The sequence below is a fragment of the Paraflavitalea speifideaquila genome, from assembly GCF_032395985.1.
Taxonomy (GTDB): Bacteria; Bacteroidota; Bacteroidia; order Chitinophagales; family Chitinophagaceae; genus Paraflavitalea; species Paraflavitalea speifideaquila.
In genome coordinates this window covers 2,507,269-2,528,754 of the sequence record NZ_CP135920.1, presented here as the reverse complement: position 1 = coordinate 2,528,754, position 21,486 = coordinate 2,507,269, and the positions used below count along the sequence as shown (strand labels likewise).

General features: G+C 45.4%; 31 protein-coding genes and 3 pseudogenes. 18 read left to right on the top strand and 16 right to left on the bottom strand.

Annotation, left to right across the window (positions count from 1 at the left end):
• Positions 1-64: 64 nt before the first annotated feature.
• Positions 65-250 carry a DUF6496 domain-containing protein gene (locus RS881_RS17450; protein ID WP_315822240.1) on the bottom strand — a complete coding sequence of 62 codons (186 nt, stop codon included), beginning with the start codon at positions 248-250 and terminating at the stop codon, positions 65-67.
• 11 nt (positions 251-261) lie between these two features.
• Complete coding sequence (locus RS881_RS17445; protein WP_315822239.1) at positions 262-723, bottom strand: Hsp20/alpha crystallin family protein; 462 nt, start codon at positions 721-723, stop codon at positions 262-264.
• A gap of 207 nt (positions 724-930) precedes the next feature.
• Between RS881_RS17445 and RS881_RS17440 the strand changes: the two genes are divergently transcribed.
• The 4 genes and pseudogenes from RS881_RS17440 to RS881_RS17425 all read left to right on the top strand — a co-directional run bounded on the left by RS881_RS17440 (position 931) and on the right by RS881_RS17425 (position 3,689).
• Positions 931-1,401 carry a ferritin-like domain-containing protein gene (locus RS881_RS17440; RefSeq protein WP_315822238.1) on the top strand — a complete coding sequence of 157 codons (471 nt, stop codon included), beginning with the start codon at positions 931-933 and terminating at the stop codon, positions 1,399-1,401.
• A 157-nt stretch (positions 1,402-1,558) separates the two neighbouring features.
• A pseudogene (locus RS881_RS17435) lies at positions 1,559-2,655 on the top strand (IS630 family transposase).
• Positions 2,656-2,677: 22 nt separating this feature from the next.
• A pseudogene (locus RS881_RS59575) lies at positions 2,678-3,225 on the top strand (DUF4142 domain-containing protein).
• Positions 3,226-3,473: 248 nt separating this feature from the next.
• Positions 3,474-3,689, top strand: coding sequence for a hypothetical protein (locus tag RS881_RS17425; RefSeq protein ID WP_315822237.1), 216 nt, complete (start codon positions 3,474-3,476; stop codon positions 3,687-3,689).
• A 158-nt stretch (positions 3,690-3,847) separates the two neighbouring features.
• Here the strand turns inward: RS881_RS17425 and RS881_RS17420 are convergent, their stop codons facing one another.
• Entirely contained in the window at positions 3,848-3,994 is a 147-nt protein-coding gene (locus RS881_RS17420) for a lmo0937 family membrane protein (protein ID WP_119054256.1), read from the bottom strand.
• Positions 3,995-4,158: 164 nt separating this feature from the next.
• Here RS881_RS17420 and RS881_RS17415 point away from each other — a divergent pair, with 164 nt between their 5' ends.
• From RS881_RS17415 to RS881_RS17400, 5 genes and pseudogenes are all read left to right on the top strand, one after another.
• Positions 4,159-5,082, top strand: a complete 924-nt coding sequence (locus RS881_RS17415) for a YihY/virulence factor BrkB family protein (protein ID WP_315822236.1) — start codon at positions 4,159-4,161, stop codon at positions 5,080-5,082.
• Positions 5,083-5,107: 25 nt separating this feature from the next.
• A complete protein-coding gene (locus RS881_RS17410) occupies positions 5,108-5,362 on the top strand; it encodes an FAD-dependent oxidoreductase (protein ID WP_315822235.1) in 255 nt (84 codons plus the stop codon).
• 29 nt (positions 5,363-5,391) lie between these two features.
• Positions 5,392-5,946, top strand: a pseudogene (locus RS881_RS59570) (NAD(P)/FAD-dependent oxidoreductase); the annotation flags it as partial.
• An 89-nt stretch (positions 5,947-6,035) separates the two neighbouring features.
• On the top strand, positions 6,036-6,326 hold the full coding sequence (locus RS881_RS59565; RefSeq protein ID WP_350340223.1) for an NAD(P)/FAD-dependent oxidoreductase: 291 nt from the start codon (positions 6,036-6,038) through the stop codon (positions 6,324-6,326).
• Between the two features lie 31 nt (positions 6,327-6,357).
• The gene (locus RS881_RS17400) at positions 6,358-6,645 is read left to right on the top strand and encodes a PLDc N-terminal domain-containing protein (protein WP_315822233.1); all 288 of its coding nucleotides are present in this window, start codon (positions 6,358-6,360) and stop codon (positions 6,643-6,645) included.
• A gap of 97 nt (positions 6,646-6,742) precedes the next feature.
• On the opposite strand, the gene ligD (RS881_RS17395) is transcribed toward RS881_RS17400, so the two are convergent.
• The 3 genes from ligD (RS881_RS17395) to ku form a co-directional block, all read right to left on the bottom strand.
• Positions 6,743-7,063, bottom strand: coding sequence for a non-homologous end-joining DNA ligase LigD (ligD, locus tag RS881_RS17395; protein WP_315822232.1), 321 nt, complete (start codon positions 7,061-7,063; stop codon positions 6,743-6,745).
• A 19-nt stretch (positions 7,064-7,082) separates the two neighbouring features.
• Positions 7,083-7,553: a non-homologous end-joining DNA ligase LigD gene (gene ligD / locus RS881_RS17390; protein WP_315822231.1), complete on the bottom strand. Its 471-nt coding sequence runs from the start codon at positions 7,551-7,553 to the stop codon at positions 7,083-7,085.
• 229 nt (positions 7,554-7,782) lie between these two features.
• The gene (gene ku / locus RS881_RS17385) at positions 7,783-8,556 is read right to left on the bottom strand and encodes a non-homologous end joining protein Ku (protein ID WP_315822230.1); all 774 of its coding nucleotides are present in this window, start codon (positions 8,554-8,556) and stop codon (positions 7,783-7,785) included.
• A gap of 506 nt (positions 8,557-9,062) precedes the next feature.
• On the opposite strand from ku, the gene istA reads away from it, so the two are divergent.
• From istA to RS881_RS59555, 6 genes are all read left to right on the top strand, one after another.
• Complete coding sequence (gene istA, locus RS881_RS17380; protein WP_315814078.1) at positions 9,063-10,616, top strand: IS21 family transposase; 1,554 nt, start codon at positions 9,063-9,065, stop codon at positions 10,614-10,616.
• Positions 10,617-10,635: 19 nt separating this feature from the next.
• A complete protein-coding gene (locus RS881_RS17375) occupies positions 10,636-10,818 on the top strand; it encodes an ATP-binding protein (protein WP_315815414.1) in 183 nt (60 codons plus the stop codon).
• A 2-nt stretch (positions 10,819-10,820) separates the two neighbouring features.
• Positions 10,821-11,267, top strand: a complete 447-nt coding sequence (locus tag RS881_RS17370) for an ATP-binding protein (RefSeq protein ID WP_315824518.1) — start codon at positions 10,821-10,823, stop codon at positions 11,265-11,267.
• Positions 11,260-11,391, top strand: a complete 132-nt coding sequence (locus tag RS881_RS59560; protein ID WP_350340136.1) for an ATP-binding protein — start codon at positions 11,260-11,262, stop codon at positions 11,389-11,391. The genes RS881_RS17370 and RS881_RS59560 overlap by 8 nt, the downstream gene beginning before the upstream one ends.
• Positions 11,392-11,460: 69 nt before the next feature.
• Positions 11,461-11,871: a porin family protein gene (locus tag RS881_RS17365; protein ID WP_350340135.1), complete on the top strand. Its 411-nt coding sequence runs from the start codon at positions 11,461-11,463 to the stop codon at positions 11,869-11,871.
• A gap of 53 nt (positions 11,872-11,924) precedes the next feature.
• Positions 11,925-12,077, top strand: coding sequence for a hypothetical protein (locus tag RS881_RS59555; RefSeq protein WP_350340134.1), 153 nt, complete (start codon positions 11,925-11,927; stop codon positions 12,075-12,077).
• Positions 12,078-12,190: 113 nt separating this feature from the next.
• Here RS881_RS59555 and RS881_RS17360 read toward each other — a convergent pair whose 3' ends face one another.
• From RS881_RS17360 to RS881_RS17320, 9 genes are all read right to left on the bottom strand, one after another.
• Positions 12,191-13,375: a two-component system sensor histidine kinase NtrB gene (locus RS881_RS17360; RefSeq protein ID WP_315822229.1), complete on the bottom strand. Its 1,185-nt coding sequence runs from the start codon at positions 13,373-13,375 to the stop codon at positions 12,191-12,193.
• On the bottom strand, positions 13,372-13,626 hold the full coding sequence (locus RS881_RS17355; protein ID WP_315822228.1) for a response regulator: 255 nt from the start codon (positions 13,624-13,626) through the stop codon (positions 13,372-13,374). The genes RS881_RS17360 and RS881_RS17355 overlap by 4 nt, the downstream gene beginning before the upstream one ends.
• Before the next feature lie 10 nt (positions 13,627-13,636).
• Entirely contained in the window at positions 13,637-14,524 is an 888-nt protein-coding gene (locus tag RS881_RS17350) for a sensor histidine kinase (protein ID WP_315822227.1), read from the bottom strand.
• Positions 14,518-14,793 carry a hypothetical protein gene (locus tag RS881_RS17345; protein ID WP_315822226.1) on the bottom strand — a complete coding sequence of 92 codons (276 nt, stop codon included), beginning with the start codon at positions 14,791-14,793 and terminating at the stop codon, positions 14,518-14,520. The genes RS881_RS17350 and RS881_RS17345 overlap by 7 nt, the downstream gene beginning before the upstream one ends.
• Positions 14,778-15,191: a PAS domain-containing protein gene (locus tag RS881_RS17340; RefSeq protein ID WP_315822225.1), complete on the bottom strand. Its 414-nt coding sequence runs from the start codon at positions 15,189-15,191 to the stop codon at positions 14,778-14,780. Before RS881_RS17340 ends, RS881_RS17345 begins: the two co-directional genes overlap by 16 nt.
• A gap of 9 nt (positions 15,192-15,200) precedes the next feature.
• Positions 15,201-15,608 carry a helix-turn-helix domain-containing protein gene (locus tag RS881_RS17335; protein ID WP_315822224.1) on the bottom strand — a complete coding sequence of 136 codons (408 nt, stop codon included), beginning with the start codon at positions 15,606-15,608 and terminating at the stop codon, positions 15,201-15,203.
• A 36-nt stretch (positions 15,609-15,644) separates the two neighbouring features.
• Positions 15,645-16,556, bottom strand: a complete 912-nt coding sequence (locus RS881_RS17330) for a sigma-54-dependent transcriptional regulator (protein WP_315822223.1) — start codon at positions 16,554-16,556, stop codon at positions 15,645-15,647.
• A 193-nt stretch (positions 16,557-16,749) separates the two neighbouring features.
• Positions 16,750-17,286, bottom strand: coding sequence for an RNA polymerase factor sigma-54 (locus RS881_RS17325; protein ID WP_315822222.1), 537 nt, complete (start codon positions 17,284-17,286; stop codon positions 16,750-16,752).
• Between the two features lie 47 nt (positions 17,287-17,333).
• Complete coding sequence (locus RS881_RS17320; RefSeq protein WP_315822221.1) at positions 17,334-18,161, bottom strand: RNA polymerase factor sigma-54; 828 nt, start codon at positions 18,159-18,161, stop codon at positions 17,334-17,336.
• Positions 18,162-18,333: 172 nt separating this feature from the next.
• On the opposite strand from RS881_RS17320, the gene RS881_RS17315 reads away from it, so the two are divergent.
• A complete protein-coding gene (locus tag RS881_RS17315; protein ID WP_315822220.1) occupies positions 18,334-19,002 on the top strand; it encodes a CHASE3 domain-containing protein in 669 nt (222 codons plus the stop codon).
• Positions 18,977-19,729 (top strand): sensor histidine kinase, encoded by a 753-nt coding sequence (locus RS881_RS17310; RefSeq protein WP_315822219.1) that lies wholly within the window; start codon positions 18,977-18,979, stop codon positions 19,727-19,729. Before RS881_RS17315 ends, RS881_RS17310 begins: the two co-directional genes overlap by 26 nt.
• Before the next feature lie 6 nt (positions 19,730-19,735).
• Here the strand turns inward: RS881_RS17310 and RS881_RS17305 are convergent, their stop codons facing one another.
• Positions 19,736-20,572: a glucose 1-dehydrogenase gene (locus RS881_RS17305; protein WP_315822218.1), complete on the bottom strand. Its 837-nt coding sequence runs from the start codon at positions 20,570-20,572 to the stop codon at positions 19,736-19,738.
• A gap of 110 nt (positions 20,573-20,682) precedes the next feature.
• On the opposite strand from RS881_RS17305, the gene RS881_RS17300 reads away from it, so the two are divergent.
• The gene (locus tag RS881_RS17300) at positions 20,683-21,468 is read left to right on the top strand and encodes a Gfo/Idh/MocA family protein (protein WP_315822217.1); all 786 of its coding nucleotides are present in this window, start codon (positions 20,683-20,685) and stop codon (positions 21,466-21,468) included.
• The last annotated feature ends 18 nt before the right edge of the window (positions 21,469-21,486 follow it).

Genomic DNA, 21,486 nt, shown 5'->3' with positions numbered 1-21,486 from the left:
CTATACAAAAATGTGTCCACACGATAGGCCAAGGCGGGACCGACTGCCGATTGCCACTGCCGACTCATGTCTTCTTCTTCGGCACCTTGGCGCCTTTCTTGCGCGCCTCTGACAAACCAATTGCAATAGCCTGCTTGCTACTCTTTACGGTGCCGCCCTTACCTCCCTGACCCGATTTCAGCGTTCCCTTTTTCTTGCGGCGCATGGCGCTTGCAACTGATTTCTGGGCACCTTTTGAATAAGTAGCCATATATAACAGTTTTAATGGATAGGAATGCATTCCGAATAACCAGGCCCATTAACAGGCAATATCCGGACAGCCCCCTTCTTTAAATGAATAAACAAGATCCCTTCTTCCAAGTTGGCCGAAGCCGTATCAATATCTTCTGGTAATAAAAAGGTTCGAGTGAATGACTCTACACAAAACTCCTTCTTGTAAAAATGCAACACCTCTTCATAATGTTCAGGCACACAGGAAGCTACACCACTAATCATTAACATATCCCCTTCAATCAACACCTGTAGGTCGGTTTTCTTATAGCCCGGCAAAGCCAGTTCCAGCAAGTATTCCGACACCGTCTCTGCAATATTAACGGCAGGTCTCCTATATGACCCACTCTCTGCATGCAACTCTTCCTGCAAATGATCCATATCAGAAAATCTACCACAGAACGTACGAACGAGGGCATGATCAGCTATTCCTATTGCGCTTATAGTATTCATACGGCTATTACATTTATAAAAGATAATCACTAAATTTTTATGCCATCTCGTGGATCAACTATGGTGAAGGATCGCCCTCATTTCTTAACAAACCAGCACGCTATCGAGGAACTCCCTCTACAAAACAACCAAGCTTGCTAAACCCTCATTCATTGGTATTATTTTTTTAATCTTATAACTATCTGTAAACCATAAAATGATTTTGTTATGCAAAACAATGAAGAACTGGTGGAGGCACTGAATGACCTGATCCGCATCAACAATGACCGCATTGAGGGTTATGAAAAAGCAATCAATGAAACAAAAGATATAGACGTTGATCTGAAAACACTCTTCCGGCGTATGGCCGATCAAAGCAGGCAAAACAAAGCCGAACTGATACAGGAAGTGCAAAAGAAAGGTGGAAATGCTGATACCGATAGCACTACAAATTCTGGCAAGATCTACCGCACCTGGATGAGCGTTAAAGCTACCTTCTCGGGGAAAGACCGCAAATCCGTATTAGCAGCCTGTGAATTTGGTGAAGATGCTGCCCAAAAAGCTTATCAGGAAGCTTTGGAATCCGACGCAACCTTGGATGTAGATGCACGTCAGACCATTGTAAAACAAAAAACATCCTTAAAAGAATCACATGACCTCATTAAACGTCATCGTGACATGCAAACTGCTGGACGATAAATGGCAAGTGGAAAAAATTTGCCACTAGCAACTCACCATAATTGATAACATCTTTTATACAAACAAGCAACACATGAAGAATACTGTAAATAAACTAGTGTAATGACAAATTAATTATGAAACATTTTGTATATTAGTGCTCTAAATCGACACTAATATGGCATTATCCTTAAAGCTTAACCGGAAAGAACTATCCTTTCTAGAGTCTAAAAAGCAAGGTAAGGATTTGGGGTTGCGCAGATATAACCGCATTAATGTGCTATTACTTCTTCACAAAGGGAAGAAGGCGTCAGAGATAGAGGAGTTCCTGGGAGTCGACCGTATCACGGTCTGGCGCACAAAGAATCGTTATCTGGAGCAAGGGATAGAGGCGGCCATTGAGGAAGAAAGTCGTACAGGTCAGCCGGTGAAGTATACAAGCGATCATGAAGCTGAATTGGCCTCATTAGCCTGTGGTCCGTGCCCTGCAGGCAGAAAGCGTTGGACAATACGTTTACTCACAGAAGTGATCCGGTCCAAACCCGGTTTTGAACAGATCAGCCGCGAAAGTGTGCGGCTGGTGTTAAAAAAATGAATGTAAGCCTTGGTTAAGGAAGATGTGGTGCATTCAGGAGATAACCCCGGAATATCGTAAACGAATGTACCGGCTCCTGGATCTTTACAAGCAGCCATATGACGATAAACACCCGGTGATCTGCCTGGATGAAAAAAGTAAACAGTTATTAATGGACAGCCGTTCACCGATAGCGGCCAAACCCGGAAATCCGGAAAAGTATGATTACGAATACAAGCGAAAAGGAACCTGTAACATATTCGTTGCAGTTGTACCCAAAGCCGGAAAGCGTATCGTGAAGGTAACAGATACAAGAACAAAGGCGGACTTTGCCTGCTTCGTTGAAGAACTGCTGAACAACCATTTTCCAGAAGCCGATTACATACAGTTAGTCGTGGACAACTTAAATACACATTTTGAACGTTCCTTTTATGAAACAATGGGGCATCAAAAAGCTTCCCGGATACTGAAGCGAATAAGATTTATTTACACCCCGAAACATGCAAGTTGGCTGAATATGGCAGAAATTGAAATCAATATTATGGATAGGCAGTGTACCGGCGGCAGGATAGAATCAAAGAAAAAATTGATCACTGACATCCACGCCTGGAGCAAAAGCGCAATCGTAATAAATGTGACATCGAATGGAAGTTTACACAGCAGGACGCAGATAAAAACTTTCTAAACACTACGTTTCATAATTAATTTGTCACTACACTAGTCATCTTTTTCCTGGTAGCAGGTAGCCTGGTAACGGCCTGCCAGGATGAAACCAAACCCGAGGAAAGCAAAGAAGTAGCCGAAGAGTTAAACGACAACAAGTTCAAGACCGATTCATCTGAACATAAAGCTGAATTTGTAGTAGAAGCCACTTCAGGCAATTATGCAGAGATCAAACTGGCCCAACTGGCCATTCAAAAAACCACTGATAAGGAACTCAAAGACATAGCTCAATCACTGGAGGCTGATCATACTACCGCGTTGAATGAGTTAAAAACACTGGCCGAAAGTAAAAGATCAGCATCCCCACAGAAGAATCTGATAAAGCAAAGGAACAGCTCAAAGACCTCGGCAATGATAAACCGGCCGATTTCAACAAAGCATGGGTGAAAGCATTGATGGACAAACACGAACAAACGATCAGTAACTACGAAAAGGCGCTCTCCGAATTAAAGGACGAAGACATAAGAGCCTGGATCAATAAGGTGCTTCCCATCATCCGCACACACCACGATAAGTTAATGGCATACAACTCAAAGATTAAAAAATAGTTTTTCATAAGGCACATTGGACTTTACGAGGCTGGTTTCTACCAGCCTTTTTAGGCCCCAGTAAAAACAGCAACCACAATAATCAGGAATGCTGCCCCATTAATCAGTAATTAGTAATCAATAATCAACAATTGTTGACTTTTTTTCCCCCTTTAGACCCAACCGTCAGTTGGCAATAAATTTTCATATACTTTCAAAAAGAAGTCATGTTGCCCGAGCATTCTGGTCCATTACCCTACCTAAAAAGTTTGTCCAACTGCCTCCATACCGTAGTAACTGGCGGATATACAGTCAATTTTGAGGTGGTCGACACAGGCCTGTACTCCTCACTCACAAAACAGGTGTACCAACCGGCCGAGATCAAAGCGATGAATTTCTTCCACTTTGAAGGCCTTTCTGCCGCCCACGAAAAGGTAATCCTATACATCATCGAAACCCGCGACGGCCAAAAGGAACACTCGTAAAAACTTACGACACCCATGGTGACCCTGTCCTGGAAGATTACCTGCTTTCCCTGAAAAGCAACAGAGTATTACCCATAAAAATGAGGTTGGCTCCAAAGCTCCTTACTTGGAAGATCAACCCCATGATTAAATCAGGTGACTACGTTACCCGCCTACCTTTATGTTCTTCTGATCAATCCCAATAACAGCGAAATAATAGCCAGAATGATCAGTATATGGATTAGCCCCGAGGCGCTATATACAAAGAACCCAAGTATCCAGCCAATAACCAGTATCACAGCGATAAGATATAAGATGCTTCTCATGTTATAATGTTTAAGGTTATCGATAAAAATCTGTTGCCCCTCCAAACACTTCCTCCCTGGCCTCATTCTGTAGATGCTTTTCCCCAAGCGCCACCTATTATTGATCCTTTCTGCTACCACCTCCCCATTCCTCTTGCGGCACGTTTATTTCTCCCTTTCCCCTTATGCTGTCCATCCATTCATTTTTCAGGATATTAAAGAAAGCAGTGTCGGCCTTTATAGAAGACAATGCATTCAAGCTAAGCGCTTCCCTGTCCTATTATACCATCTTTTCCATGGGCCCCATTATCATCATTGTAATATCCCTAGTAGGCATCTTTTATGGACGGGAAGCTGTCCAGGGAAGAGTATACGGGCAGGTAAAAGGATTTATTGGCAGTGACGCAGCCATTCAATTGCAGGCTATCATTAAAAATATTGAATTGTCGCAATTTAAGACAACCGGTATCATCATAGGAGTGGTCATGTTATTGTTTGGCGCAAGCGGGGTATTTACAGAGATCCAGGATTCCGTCAACCGCATTTGGTCCGTTAAGGCCAAACCTAAAAAGGGATGGCTCAAATTCATCACCAACCGACTCCTGTCCTTTTCACTCGTAGTAGGTCTGGGTTTTATCATGTTGGTATCCTTGCTCGTAAGCACCCTCGCCGATGCTTTAAGTAAACAACTGGAGCGCTTTTTCCCAGACAATATCATTATCATTTTCTATGTCCTGAACCTGCTGATCGTGTTGGTCCTCATCACCGCCCTGTTTGCCATCATTTTTAAGGTCTTGCCCGATGCCATTATCCGCTGGCGCGAAGTGATCAGTGGCGCTTTATTTACCGCCCTCCTGTTCCTGGGCGGGAAATTCCTCATCAGCTTTTATATCACGAAGTCTAATATTGGCCTTACCTATGGCGCAGCCGCTACCATAATTGTCATTTTACTGTGGGTGTATTACTCTTCCGTGATCCTGTACTTTGGCGCAGAATTTACCAAGTGTTATGCCGTGGAATCAGGGAGTGGCATCCGGCCCAAGGATACAGCCGTATTTGTAGTAAAGCAGGAAGCCAGAGAAATCCCACCTTCTTACCTCGATACGTAATCCGATACTTAAAATTCAATACACTATGGATCTCCGGTCAGACAAACCGTACGCGTTACTCAAGCATGGGCTCGGTCATGTATATCCTTCCTTACGAAAAGACCAGAAAGCGGATGTAGCCATCATAGGTGCTGGTATTACCGGCGCCCTCGTAGGATGGCACCTCCTCCAAAAAGGTATTCAGCCCGTGATAATAGATCGCCGCCATGCCGGAATGGGTAGTACCGCCGCCAGCACATCCCTCCTTCAATACGAAATTGATACCCCCTCCATAAGTTAATTCCACTGGTAGGCGAAAAAAATGCCGTATTGAGTTACCTCCTTTGCCGGCAAGCCATTTATGATTTGCAAGAGGTATGTCAGCAATTACCCACCAAATCTGCCTTTACACTTCGGCCCAGCTTTCAGTTTGCCAGTTACAACAATGATGTGAAGGGCCTGGAAAAAGAATACCTCCTGCGAAAAAGAGCGGGCTTTAACCTCCAGTTATTATCTGAAACCGAGATCAGTCACCTGTTCGGTTTCAGCAAACCAGCCGGCCTCCTGTCGGCCGATGGTGGCGCCGTCGAAGCTTACGAACTCACACATGCCCTACTGAAACATGGGCAGGATAAAGGCATGCTGGTATACGACAATACCCTCGTAACAGGTCTTGATTTTGAAGAAAACGGTGTAGTACTCCAAACCGAGTGGGGCTATAAGGTAAAAGCAAAACAATTGGTGATTGCTTGCGGGTATGAATCACACCAATACCTTCCTAAAAAAATAGAGAAACTCCATTCTACCTATTCCATCATCAGCGAACCATTCAATGCCACTGATTATTGGCACCAGAATGCCCTGATATGGGAAACCGCCAATCCTTATTTGTACATGCGTATAACTGCCGATCAACGCATACTCGTAGGCGGCAAAGATGACCCCTTTACAATCCGGCCAAGCGCGATGCCAGTCTGCCACGTAAAACAAAGCAACTGGAAACTTCATTTGCCAGATTATTTCCACAGATCCCCTTCCGTACTGATTTTGCCTGGGCAGGAACCTTTGCCAGCACCAGAGATGGATTGCCTTATATTGGACATATTCCCGAACGTCCACATACCTGGTTTGCATTGGGATTTGGCGGCAACGGTATCACCTTTAGTCTCATTGCCGCACAGATCATAAGCGATTTGTTGTCAGGGAAAAACAATACCAATAGCAAGCTATTTGGGTTTAACAGACCAGCAGGCGCGATGGCATAACTTTGGTACCCATATCCTTAAAAATAAGGGTATGAAAAATATAAATCGGCCCGCATTCATACTGGCAATGATCAGCACAGCGCTGATATTGATTGGCCTTGTTACTATGCCACACAATGAAATAGGAACCTATATCATGTACACAGGTTTTTTATTGGCAGGTATCTTTTGGATATGGGCAATATGGGATGTGATCGCAGCACATGATTTGAAGTATTATCAAAAAATGTTCTGGCTCATCATCACCATTTCTGTTCCCGTCATGGGCGGTTTATTATTCTACATACTCCACCAACGCCCTAATAAGATCGTTACCTAACCGAAGAGGTGACACCTTTCCTTACTGCGAAAAACGAAAGGTGTCACCTCTTCGCATCCATTCCAAGCAAACGCATTGCTGATTTTCGATTGCCGATTCAATATCCCAAATTCTTCAAACACCCTTTCAGGTTATTCCCTTTCTTCAGCACCATGTAGAATAGATCACCCAATTTCTTTACCCGTTTTTCAATATTATAAATAGTGAATTGAGAAGGATGCAGGCCACTTTTCACCTCCTTCCAAAGGAGCGGAGTCGACACCGATGCATCCGGTACAGGACGCAAACTATAGGCCGAAGCCAGCGTTTGTCCTTTTGAATTTTGCAGGTAATCCACATAGATCTTATTACCCCTTTTGCGCAACGACCTTTCCAGCGAAGTGATACCCGGTAATTGTTCATGTACCAGCGTGGCCACAATGTGCGCAAATTCCTGGCTACTTCATACGTATAACGAGCGCCGAGGGAACGTACACATGTATGCCCGTAGCCCCCGAGGTTTTGCAATAACTGATGGCCCCTGCCCGGTTCAAGATCTCCTGTACAGCTTGCGCTACCGATACCACCTGGTCAAACGTATTTTTGTCCGAAGGGTCAATATCGATCATGAGGTAAGTAGGCTTGTCCGGTGAGCGTGTAGTAGAGTTCCAGGGATTCATTTCAATACAGCCCAGGTTGGCCAGGTAGATCAGCGTGGCTTTCTCGTTACAAACAATGTAATCGACCACCTTATTGCTAGACTCAGCATATTCACCAAACGAATTGAGCCAGGAGGGTCCACCTTTAGCCGCATCTTTATGGTAAAACCCTTTATCCGCAATACCATTGGGATTTCGTTTCAACGATAATGGCCGGTTCTTCAGATAGGGCAGCACATAATCCGCCATCGCGTTATAATAAGCGATCACATCCCCTTCGTGATCTTTTCCTTCGGGAAATAGATCTTCGACAGGTTGGTAAGCTTAAGCGAACGCTTATTGATCGTCACCATGCTTTCTTTAGCTGCTTGTTCTTTTACTACCATAACACTTTAATTTATCCTATACGCAAAAATTACGCTGCTTTGCTACCGCAATCCCTCGTTGCCTCACCGCCTCTTTTCCTCGTTGCCTTGTTGCCTCAATGCCTCGTTGCCTTCTACGACGCCCTCTTTTTCTTCGTATCCAAACTGGCTTTCAATTGGCTCATCAGGTCTTTGCCCCTGGAGTGGACCACCTTCATATGCGGAACAGTCACTTTTTTACCTTTGGCCTTTGCCTTGATCAGTTTCATCAATTTGTCTGCATACGTATCCTTATAGGCGCTAATGTCAAACTTTTCAGTCAGCTGATCGATCAGCGATAAAGCCATTTTCAATTCACTGGGTTTACTCGTCAGCTTGGGGATCGTAAGACTGCCAGTATCCCGCACCTCTTCCTGAAAGCGGATCTTTTGTACCACCAGCACATCTTCCGCTGGCCTGATCACACAAAGGCTTTCCTTGCTACGCAATACAAAACTGCCCATGCCTACCTTGCCTGTTTTGTGCAGTGCACTCCACAAAAAAGCATAGGCGCGGGCGCCCGATTTATCAGGATCAATATAATAGGGCGTTTCATACAGCATAGGATCAATTTCTGCTTCTTTTACAAAAGCCATGATATCAATACTCTTCGTTTTCTCCGGCATGGCTTTCAGAAAATCATCTTCCGTCAATACCACATAATGGCCATCCAGGTTATAGCCTTTTACAATATTGGCCCATTGCACTACTTTGCCCGTTTTTTCATTGATTCGCTGGAATTTAATATTCGAGTGATCCTTTTTATCCAACATATCCAGGTCAAGATCACTTTCCTGTATGGCACTGTATAATTTGATGGGTATGTTCACCAGCCCAAAGCCGATGGCCCCGCTCCATATTGCACGCATAAAAATGATTTTATAATACCTGTATAAAAATGTTGCCCAACCGGTTCAACCTGTCTGCCAGGAACAACCGATCACATTAATAATCAATGAATATGAAGGCTTTTGTAGACAAGCGTACACATACCATTGCCTGAATGTCCAGCATTGTACATTTTTAAGGCAAGGAATATTAATTGATCCACTCCAAGCATCATGCAGGCTCTGAGATCATGCATGTTCACTTGAATTACTCAAATCATGATTGAAAACATCGCAAAACAGAACACAATGAAAAATGCAACAAGTAGCTTAAAAACTCATCCTTTTAACGGCGTTTACAGGCGTTTTAACAGCCACCATGGCGCAGGAGCAGCAAACCTGTAATCGGCAACTACAACTACACAGTTTTCGGCAATCAGGAATACATAGAAATCGGCAACAACTGATACATAGTTTTCGGCAACAACGGTGCAGAGAAATCGGCAACAAAGAGTGCAGAGCTTTGTGGGTTAATCAATACCCCATTCATGGCGCTGACACCGTATTTATCGAAGCTTATGACGTATCACGAAGTACACAGATTATCGAGAGAAGGATTTTCCATCAGTTACATCAGCAATCACCTGGGTTTAAACTGGCGTACTGTAAAGCGCCTGTTGGTGGTAGAGGATGACCGTGATTACGAGGAGATACTGCAACGTGGGGTAGAAAAGGATTGTATATTGGATCGCTACGAAGTGTTTATAAAGTTGAAGCTGGAGCAGTATCCCGACACCTCATCGGCACAGATGCACGACTGGCTGAAAGAACATTACCCTGATCTGCCTTCCGTATCTGTGAGAACCGTATTTAATTACGTATCCCGTGTACGCCAGCGGTACCAGTTAGTGAAAACCGAAGGGGTACGGGTGTATGAGATGGTGCCGGAGACACCTTATGGAGCGCAGGCACAGGTCGACTTTGGGCAGTACAATATGCGTAACACACAGGGTGGTAGGGTTAAAGTATACTTTTTTACACTAGTGCTGTCAAGATCCCGGTATAAGTACGTCTTTTTCTCACAGGAACCCTTCACTGCCATCACCGCTATAGAAGCCCATGAGCATGCCTTTGCCTTTATAGAGGGACTGCCTGATACAGTGGTATACGATCAGGACAGGTTGTTCATTGTAGATGAGAATAAGGGAGATCTGATCCTTACTGAACAGTTCAGGGCCTATAGCAGCCAGCGTAAGTTCAAGCTGCACTTCTGCCGTAAATCCGATCCGGAAAGCAAGGGAAAGGTAGAGAACGTCGTAAAATACGTAAAACAGAACTTCCTGTATAATCGCTCCTTTAGCGATATAGATACCCTGAATGCAGAAGCACTGGCCTGGCTAAGCAGAACAGCCAATGAGTTACCCCATAGTACCACCCGCAAACAGCCCATACAGGAATGGATCATAGAAAAATCCCTGCTTCATCCTTATACGCCACTGGTACTGCAAGGGCCTAAAGGAACGCTTTATGCCGTTCGTAAAGACAACAGCTTCTCCTATAAAGGCAACTTCTACTCTTTACCTTCCAGCACCTATCAGGGACGCGGCAGCCAGGTGCTGCTGGCAAGGCAAGGCACCTGCATTGTTGTCTATAATTTAGAACACCAGGAACTCTGCCGCCATCTGATCAGCTCTGGCAGCGGAGAGAAAATTATTAACAATGATCATCGCCGTGACAAGAGTCCTGCTATACAGGAGCTGGAAGACCAGTTCTGCTCACTGGTCAGTGATGCTGAAGCTGCCGGCAGGTTCATCTCTGCCATCCGGCAGGATAAACCTCGTTACATACGCGACCAGTTACTGCTGCTGATACAGGTGGCGCAGCATTGCCAACCGGTTATTGCAGCGCAGGCATTAGCCTATTGTCTGAAGATTGGAGCAAAAGGAGCTGCCGACTTTAAATCAGTGGTGCTGCATCTGAACAACGAGCTGGAAGATCAGCAAGCCCCTGTAGTGTACCTCAATCCACTAAACCACAAAACACCCACAGAGGCACTAATACAGCCTGACACCAGCTCTATTAACGATTACGATATGTTTTAAACACACACAACAGCAATACATGGAACAAAAACAAATGATCAGGCAGTACTGCCAGCAGTTTAACATGACTGGCGTAAACAAGGTAATAGACGAACTTATTACCGATGCGGAAGCCAGGGCGCTGGGGTATATTGATTATACCCTGGGCTTCCTGACCACCGAAGCAGAGTACCGCAGGCAAAGAGACATCAAAAGCGGCTAAAACTGGCCACCCTGCCCCGATACTGTGATCTGGCAGCTTATGACCCAGCCTTCACAAATGGCCTTAGTATTACCCGGCTACATCAATTACGGGAGCTACACTGGATGGATCAGATTTTTAATATCATCTTGATGGGGCCATCCGGTACAGGAAAAACATTCCTCTCGGCAGGACTATGCAATGAAGCGGTAAAGAAAGGCTATAAGGCTTACTTCCGCACTATGGACACACTTATCGGCACGCTTAAGATGAAGGAGATTACAGCCTCCGCAAAGGCTGAATACAAGCGTCTTTTAAACGCCCACCTGATTGTAATAGACGACATCATGCTGTTCCCCGTAGAAAAGAAAGAGGCGGTATTACTGTTCAATTTTATTAACCAGGTTTATGAAAAACATCTTTCATTATTACCACCAATAAAAACCGGCGGAATGGGCACAGATGCTTAATGATGAGGTGCTGGCAACGGCACTACTGGATAGGCTACTATACCAATGCGAAGTGATTAACCTCACTGGAAAGAGCTACAGGCTTAAAAATCGCAAAACTATTTTTGAAGAACAGAACAACTAAATCTACTTTTGAGCTCTGCACTCTTGTTGCCATTTTTGTGTACTCATTGTTGCCGAAATCTCTGCACTCGTGATTGCCAAAAACTCTGCACTTTGGGTTGCCGACTACAAAACCACTTCAGAAACCAGTTTACAGCCTAAAATAGGTATTAAAGGAGGTATAAACCTTAGCAACCTGTATGTGGACGATGTGGAAGATGAAAACATGAAGGTAGGCGTTAATGTAGGCGTATTTGCCAAATTCCCCCTTACCAGGGGCTTCTCCATCCAACCCGAATTATTGTACAGTAGCAAGGGAGCCAAACTCACCTACAATAATATCCTGGGACAGGGGGAATACCGGTTCAACCTCAACTATGTAGAACTGCCCATATTAGCCGTATTCAACCTGGGTAAAAACTTCAACATCCATGCCGGCCCTTATGCAGCCCTTCTCACCTCTGCCAACATCAAAAGAAAGACAAGTCAAGCGGGGATGTAGATGATATCGCAGATCTGGATACCGACAACTTCAAAAGGTTCGACTATGGACTGGTGGGTGGTATCGGATTTGATATTGAGAACTTTACATTGGGCGCCCGGTATAATTATGGCTTAAATAAAATTGGCGATGGTGGTATTGCCGGTCAAGCCACTAAGAATTCAAAGAACAGCGCCTTCACTTTTTATATTGGCATAGGGTTCTAACGGACAAATGGATCCCTGGTAAAATGGCCTGGCGGAATTACCACCAGGCCATTTTCGTTTTTATATCGACCATTAGATTTATTAGCTAACCACTAACAGCAAACTCCTGATAGCTAGTTACGAAATGTTATCACAAAAGTCGTCCCGCTACCCACTGCCGAATGTACATCCACCTCCGCATGGTGCGCCTGTAAAATATTGAGCGTAGCCGCCAGCCCCAGCCCCAGTCCATTTCTTTTGGAAGTAAAATAAGGTTCAAAAAGCCTTTGCAGGTTGTCCTCTGTAATACCCGTTCCATTGTCCGTAATACGTACTTCACAGACATTTGTATGATGCATCATGCCCACTTCCAGTTTCCCTTCTTCTTCTTCCATTGCCTCCACCGCATTGATGATGATATTGAGAAAAGCTATTTTAAGCTTGTCCTTATCCGCCGCTACATATAAAATTTCATCCGGGTACCGTATCTGCAGTTTGATGTTCTTCAGCACGATCCTGTCCATGGCAGCCGTGATGCTTTCATCCAGGATATCCTGTAATGAAGTTTGCTGCAACAACATTTCCGAAGGCCGGGCTGTATCCAGCAATTCCGATATGATGGCCCCAATGCGTTTGGCATTGCGTTGAATGATACCAAAATAATTGGATTGCGCTTCCGTAATATCATTTACCCGCAGGTGATCGAGCGAAAGATGAATATTCGTAAGCGGGTTCCTGATCTCATGCGCCAGCGTACGCGCCAGCCTGCCTGTGGCAGCCAGTTTCCCGGCCATTAATACCGTTTTCTCTGCCTTGCGCAAACCCGTAATATCATGCAAGATACCCTGTACATATTGTGTACCGTCGGGCCTTTCTATGATCGTAGCCGAGAAAATACAAATGCGTTCTTCCCTATTCTTGTTCAACAGGCCCGTTTCAATATCATCCAGTTCTCCTGTTTGCAACAACAGTTTCAGTCCACTGGCTTCCTCCTCTTCAATCATCAGGTTATAAAAGCTCATATTCGTCAATTCAGCGGGTGTATAACCCAACAAAAACGAGGTAGCTGCGTTGACAGCAAAGAAACGCAGATCCGTATCTGCCAAAAAGATGGCATCCTTCGAACGTTCAAAGATATTGCGGTATTTAAGTTCATTATCCCGAAGCGCCTTTAAAGAACGCGCCTTCTCCATCGTATAGCGAATACAACGCTCCATCTTTTCAGTGGTCAGGTCTGTTTTGATCAGGTAATCCGCGGCTCCCACCCGCATCGCTTCAATATCCACCGCATGATTGCCCTTACCCGTTAACAATATCATGGGCGCCTCACAATCTTTTCCACGGCTTCCCGCAACAGGTCGAGCCCGGTTTTAGCACCCAGGAAATAATCTATAAAATAAAGATCGTACCGTTTATGGCAAATATGGTCCAGCGCTTCCTGGTATTTATAACACCAATCAACTTTGAAATTATCCCCATTGATGTCTTTGATCGTACTGTTCGTAATATAAAAATCGTCTTCATCATCATCTACTATCAGGATACGCAATGGTTCGGAGGAGATAAACATTAGATAAAGTTTAAGTCGCCTGAGTCTCAGGCAATATAATAGAGAAGGTAGAACCATGCCCTGGTGTACTGGCAGCCATGATCAGCCCTTTGTGGTTATCTGTGATCTTACGGCAAATAGCCAGCCCCATTCCCGAACCAGGATACTCCGCCTTTCCGTGTAAGCGCTGGAAAAGCTGGAATATTCTTTCCGAATACGTTTCTTCAAAACCAATCCCGTTATCAGTCACCATAATGCGGTAATAAGGATTCCCCGTGCGCAATTTGAACTTGTCTTTCTCCGCCATTGTTAGCTTTTCACTACTGATGGTGATCAAAGGGGCAACCCCTTTACGCCTGAATTTGATGGCATTGCTCAACAGGTTATTGAAAAGCTGCTTCATTTGAGACATGACCATATCAACCGATGGAAGTGAACGTATTTCAACATCCGCTTTTCCTTCTTCCACCTCCAGGTCTTGTTCATTCAATACCTCCTGCACTACCTCACCAAGGTCCTTGCGCTCAAATGGATTTTGTGTACGCGTAACCCTTGAGAACTCCAGCAGGCTGTCAATCAGCCGCCGCATGTTCTCGGCCGAAGCCATCATACGATTCAGGTACAGGCTCCCTTCTTCCGTCAACAGATCAGCACATTTACTTTTCAATCGCTCACCAAAAGTCGTCAGCTTACGCAACGGCTCCTGCAGGTCATGCGAAGCTACATACGCAAAATCTTCCAGGTCATGATTGGAACGCTTCAACTCCTGTACCTTTATTTCCAGCTCCTGTTCATATTCTTTCAGCCGGGTAATATCGCGCACAGTACCAAGCACCTTGGCCGCTGCCCCTTGCTGGTCTTTCAGCACTTTGCCAAATACCTCTACCACTTTTACCGTTCCATCCCTGGTGATCAACACCGATTGCCGGATATAGGTTTCACCATTAACAATGATCTCCTGTATCGCTTTATTGGCTTTTTAATCTCTTCCGGCTGCATGTGCAGTCGATAGAACTCATACAAGTCTAGCTCTTCTTTACGGTCATTAGGGCCATAACCTAATAATTGATACATCCCTTCCGACCAGGTCAATTTATTCGTAGCCAGTTCCAGCTCCCAGTTCCCTACATTCAGGAATTCTTCTTTCTGCCCCACGATCCGTTTATAATGCATCAGATCATGTAGCATTTGCGTTTTTCCGTTACATCACGGTTGATGGCCACCCCTTTAATCACTTCGCCGCTACTGTCCAGCACAAATTTCATCTTGATATTGATGATCTTTTGTTCCTGTTGGTACGTCGTCATCCGGTACGTATATTCAAAAGGTGTTTTAGTAGCAATGGCATTGCTACGGATATGCCTTAACTCTTCGGCATCCGTCGGATGGAGATGGCTCAGGTATAATTCATCGGATAATTGGGGCGGGTCGTTGTGATCATAGCCCAGGATGCGGTACATGCCTTCGGACCAGGTTATCTTATCAGTAACCACATCCCATTGCCAGGTACCAAATTGCAATAACTCCTCAGAATCCTGGAACAACTCTCTGAGTTTATTGATATGGGTCGTTTCTTCAACGGTCATGATATTGGTTTAGCGATTATTCAACTCCTGGTAGAGCTTGATCTTATTATAGAGGGTCTTTCTGTCGATATTCAGTAATCTCGCTGCTTTGCTTTTATTGAAATTCGTTTCTTTAAGCGCTTTAAGGATCATTTCATATTCCAGGTCAATAGATGCCTCCTTAAGACTATTCTCATTAAGGGGCTTCCGTGCCGGTACCGTAGCAATCGTTTCCCGGATCGGCACTGCTGCTGTTGGCGCTTCCAGCGGCCCTTCGCTATTGTGCTCAAACAACAATTTGCGGTAGTTGCTGATCTCGAATGGCAGGCTACGGTCTTCCACATAATCACCATCCGTCAGCAGCGCCGCCCTTTTAACCACATTCTTCAGTTCCCGCAGGTTGCCATGCCATACATAGTTCCGGAATATCTCTTCCACTTCCGGCGAAACCCCCTGATCCTTTTTTGCAATCCTTCATTGGCCTTGTGCAGGAAGTGACGCGCAAATACCATGATATCTTCCTTCCGCTGCCGTAACGGGGTACTTCAATCGTAAATTCATTGAACCGGTGAAAGAGATCTTCCCGGAACTTACCTTTTGTGCGGCATCCCATAAGCGTTCATTACTTGCTATAAGGATCCGTACATCCAATGAAATATCTTTCACGCCTCCTACCCGGCGCATTTTTCGTTCCTGGATCACCCGCAACAGTGATACCTGTATCTCGTAAGAAAGGTTGGCGATCTCATCCAGGAATATTGTACCCCCATTGGCCAGTTCAAAACTACCGGCCTTCTGGTTAACAGCGCCTGTAAAAGCTCCTTTTTCATGGCCAAACAATTCACTACCCGCCAGTTCTTTAGACAGGGCACCGCAATCGATGGCCACAAAGGGATAACTGCTGCGTTTGCTGCGTTTATGGATCTCCTGCGCAATCGCTTCCTTACCACTGCCACTCTCGCCATAAATGATCACACTGTAATCAGTAGGCCCAACCAGTACGATCTGATCCATGATCTGCAGGAATATCGCACTCGTACCGAAGATGTAATCGCCATTGGCGGTAAACGACTTCTTCTTATCTCCATGGTCGTCCAGGGCTGTAGCGCCATTGGAAGGCTGTTCAGGCTGAGCCACCACCGGGGCCGAATTCAAGGCCGATTGTATGGTATTGAGGATCTCCTCCGGGAACAACGGTTTCGTCACATAATCATACGCCCCCATTTTCATAACATCCACGGCCGTTTTCAGGTCATTGTATCCCGTAATGATGATCACCGGCAGGGAAGGGTATTTTTCTTTGATCTTCAGCAGCATCGTTTTACCATCCACCCCTTCCAGCCTGTAATCACATAGTACCAGGTCAAAATCAGTTATCTGCTCCAATAGCTCCAGGGCTTTTTGGCGGTATAGGACTCATGTGTTTCGTAACCATGCTTGGTAAGAAACTTATTCATAAGAAAGCAAATGTCACGGTCATCATCAATCACTAATATTTTAGGCATATAAGTGGGTTTACGTGGTGTGATTTGGTATTAGTTAATGTGTTGTTTTTACTTGATTGAATAGTAATCCTTTTCTATCCCCACAGGGCCCGCATTTGCGCGGTCGGTATCCTTAATAATTCCCGGTATTTGGCCACCGTGCGCCGGGCGATCTTATACCCTTTACGCGCCAGCACCACTACCAGCTGGTGATCGGTAAAAGGCGATTTCTTATCTTCTGCCGCAATGGCTTCTTCCAGGGCAAACTGGATAATACGGTTGCTGATCACTTCTCCTTCTACGTTCGGCATCCCTTCAGAGAAAAGGTCCTTCAACAGGATATTGCCAAAAGGCGTAGCGGCATATTTGTTACTCGTAATGCGCGATACTGTACTAATATCCACCCCGATCTCCAAAGCGATATTTTTCAGGATCATGGGTTTCAATAACAAGTGATCCCCTTCTTTAAAAAACTCATACTGCCATTTCACAATGGTTTTCATGATCTTCAGCATCGTGCTTTCTCGTTGCTGAATGGCCGATACAAACCATTCTGCTGCCTGCAGCTTGCTCTTCATGTATTGTTCAGCCGCCTTGTCCTTTTTGGCGCACTGGCTTTTTACCGTTTCCATCCAAGCATGGTTAATATGCAGGGAGGCCGAACGCTGCCGGGCCAGGACTACTTCGATATTCTCCCTTCTACCGTAATGATAAAATCGGGGATGATATAGTTCTTAGCCACTGGCTCTTCCAGACGCACATTGATGGGCTGCAATTGCAAGGAGGCTACCAGCTCCAATATGATCCTGAACTCATCTTCATCCAGCCGCAGGCAATCCCGCACTTTTTCCAGTTGACGGTTCTTAAGATCTGTATAATGGTCACGGATCAGTTTCAACGCCGCTGCCACATCCGGCCGGGCCGTATTCATTCGCTCCAGCTGTAACAATAAGCATTCCCGTATATCCCGCGCACCTACACCCGGCGGGTCAAGGCTCTGGATCGTATTCAATACCCCTTCCAAAGCCGGCCCTTCTATCCATTCACCATATTTGAACGACATATCCTCGGCCAACGTAGAGAGACTTTGCTCCAGCATACCACTTTCATTCAGGGAATCAATAATATAACAGGCCCTGATAAAATCCTGCTCCCCCAATAAAAGCAAGCGGCATTGCTCCTTCAGCTGCTGCCTGAAATCGGCCGTTTGCACCAGCGGACGTTCCGGAATATCCTCCCCCGAAAAATAATTGGCATATTCTACCTTATAATCGGGAATATCATCATAGCCAAACTCCTCCCAATCAGCAAAATCCTGTACCGCTTCTTTTTCATCCTTTAATACATTCTCTTCATTCTTCGTTTCCTCCAATAAAGGATTCTCTTCAATTTCCTGTTCAATACGATGTTCCAGTTCCAGCGTATTCAGGTGAAACAAATTCAACAGTTGGATCTGTTGAGGAAGAATACGAACCTGCTGCTTCTGTGTAAGGTGTTGATGGATCATGCGAAAAGATTATAGTATTTATACTACAAGCCTTACTCCAAAAAATAAATTTCTCATTAAAAACTCCTAAATACCGTATTTTACTGTTCTCTAGCCCTTTTTACGCTTTTTTACCCTTTCAACATCCACCTGAAACTGTAGAACAATTTACACAATTTGAGGAATTACGTCTATGAAATTCAGGTTTCAATATATCTACTCCCTGTTCATTTTATCATTTGGGATCCTGACAATCTTTTCCTTACTGTTCTACAAACGGCTGATGGAGTCTACCCAGGCGTCTAATGAAGTAGAGCATAATTATGAAACCATGTTCCTCCTAAGCCAGGTAGATTCTTATTTAAAAGATGGTATCAATAGTGAGCTGGGTTTTGTGTTGACGGGCGATAGTACCCTGCTTTACCCGGCACTTACCCAGGTAGCAAGGATCCCCGACATCCTTGCCAGCATCCGCGCATCTAAACATACCAGCAATAACCTGAAGATAAACCTGGTCAAATTACAAGGGTTGATCGCCGAGCGGATCCGGCAACTGAAGGACAATATTTCCGAAGCGGCCAAAGGACTGGACAAAGAGAACCTGACCTTTCGTTTACTCCAGGCCAAGGTAGTGATGGCCGATTACCAGCAGTTGTATGAAAAAATACAGGGTATTGAGGCCCAGACCAAGGTGGAGCGTGACTCGCGTAAGGAGCAAGGCCAGCGGATCACTCCCAATTTCCTGTACGCCACCTTCATCTTTGCAGCAGCCTGCCTCATCCTTTCCTTCTTTTTCATTATTCGGGAATTGAAAAAGACTGGAATTCCAGCATCAATTGCAACAACAGGTGGGCAGCCTTAACCGCGCCAATGCCGAGTTGGAGCAACTTACCAATATTGCCTCCCATCATTTGCAGGAACCGCTACGCAAGATCCAAACTTTCTCCAACCAGGTTACCACCCGCTTCAAGGCCCTGCCCGAAGAAATGACTGTACTCCTGGACAAAATAGACAAGGCCGCCAAACATATGCATGGCCTGACCAGGGATATGGTAAAATATTCCAGTCTCATTAATACCCAGGAAGCCCTGATGCAGGTAGACCTGAATTATGTACTCATGAAGGTAGCCGAACAAATGGATGAGCAGCTAACCATCCACCAGGCCAGGGTGATCGTCACCAATACCCTGCCCGTGATTCAGGGCATTCCTTCCCAACTGGCCATCTTATTTGAACAACTCATTGATAATTCCATCCGGTTTTCGCGTAAGGAAGTGCCGCCTGTTATTTCTATTTCCAGTGAGCCCATCGCCGGCAGTAAGATATCCAACAAGGTACTGTCTGTTCTGGGCACCACTTTATACTATAAAATAAAAGTAGTCGATAATGGGATGGGCTTCGATAATAAGTACATCGATAAAATGTTTTATCTCTTCCAACGGTTGGAAACCCAGCAGGGATTGCAAAGTAAAGGCATTGGGTTGCCCATGGTGCAGCGTATTATGATCAATCATGGCGGCAATGTAACGGCCATGGGCATAGCGGGAGAAGGCGCCGAATTCCACCTGTATTTCCCCATCCCCGCTTAATAAAGATCATCCTCCCACCACTTCTCCGCCGTTTACATGAATCACCTGGCCCGTGATATAAGCAGCATCGGCCGAAGCCAGGAATAAGAAAGCCGGCGCTACCTCATAAGGAAAGCCCGCCCGCTTCATGGGCGTTTTCTTACCAAATTGCCGGATATGTGCTTTGTCGAAAGAAGCAAAGATCAGCGGCGTCCAGATAGGGCCTGGCGCCACCGCATTGACCCGTATCCCTCCCCCTGCCAGGTTCTTAGCCAGCGACCGGGTAAAGGAAACCACCGCCCCCTTGGAAGCGGAATAGTCTATCAGGTGTTCACTGCCCCGGTAAGCAACCACTGAAGCCGTATTGATGATACAGCCATCTTTCTCTATATACTTCAGGGCTTCGTGTGTAAAATAATAGAAAGAGAATATATTCACTTTGAAGGTACGCTCAAACTGCTGACTGGTTACCTGCATAAAATCATCATCCGGTTCGTGTGTACCGGCATTATTGACCAGGATGGATAGTTTGCCGAACCTATTGTACACCTCATCCACCACTTTACGGCAAAATGATTCCTGAGCAATATCCCCTTTAAAGCGGTAACAAGTTCTGCCCGTGGCTTCTACCAACGCCTGGGTTTCTTTGGCATCTCCATCACTGTCCAGGTAAACAATGGCTATATCAGCGCCTTCAAGGGCAAATAATACAGCTACCGAGCGACCAATCCCACTATCACCACCTGTAATAATGGCTACTTTATTGTTCAATTTCCCAGAAGGTTGGTAACCAGGCCTTACAATGATTTCCAAATTGTCAAGGCCAGCCTGCTTGGGAGTTCGTGGTGTTTTAACACTTGCCATTGTTTTTCCTACACCGCTGAAAATCCCATACCCTTCCATGTAGATCAACCTCTACAAGCGCCATTGGTATAAGTGTTGCCTTTGCCTAAAATGTACTTATACCTATTTGAATGGATACTTTTTCTTGGGGCATTATAGGGCCTGGCAATATAGCCACTGAATTTGCACAGGATCTGAACCTGATCAAATCGGCCAGGCATCGCATTAGTGCCGTGTTATCACACAACCTGGAAAAAGCTGCTGCCTTTGCTGCCAAAGAAGATGCTCCGCAATACTTTGAGGATATAACAAGTTTCCTGCAAGCGGCAAAGGTAGATGCCGTTTATATTGCCACGCCCCATCCGCTGCACTATGAAGAAACTTTGCGCTGCCTGCAACACCAAATACCGGTGCTTTGCGAAAAGCCGCTGGCCATGAATAGCTACCAGGCCCAAGAAATGGTAAATGCCGCTGTATTACATCATACGTTCTTAATGGAAGGCATGTGGATCCGTTTCTTACCTAGCATCCGACAATTATTGTCCCTGATAGAAAACAATACCATTGGCCCCATCATATCCCTGAAAGCCGACCTTAGTTTTAAAGCACCTGATGATCCTCAAAGCCGTTATTTCGATCCGGCCCTGGGCGGAGGTTCCCTGCTCGACCTGGGCATCTATCCTGTATTCCTGGCACATCTCTTATTGGGTAAGCCTTCCAATATCCAGGCCCAGGCTCGCTTATCGAACAAACAAATAGATGAAACCTGTGCCGTTGTGCTGGGTTATGACAATGGCCAATATGCCCTCGTCGAATCTTCCCTCATCACCCAGACAGAACGTACGGCCACCATTTATGGAGCAACTGGCCGTATCCATATTGGCACCCCTGGAATGAGCAGCCATCCACCATCATAACCACCCGGTATGCCGATG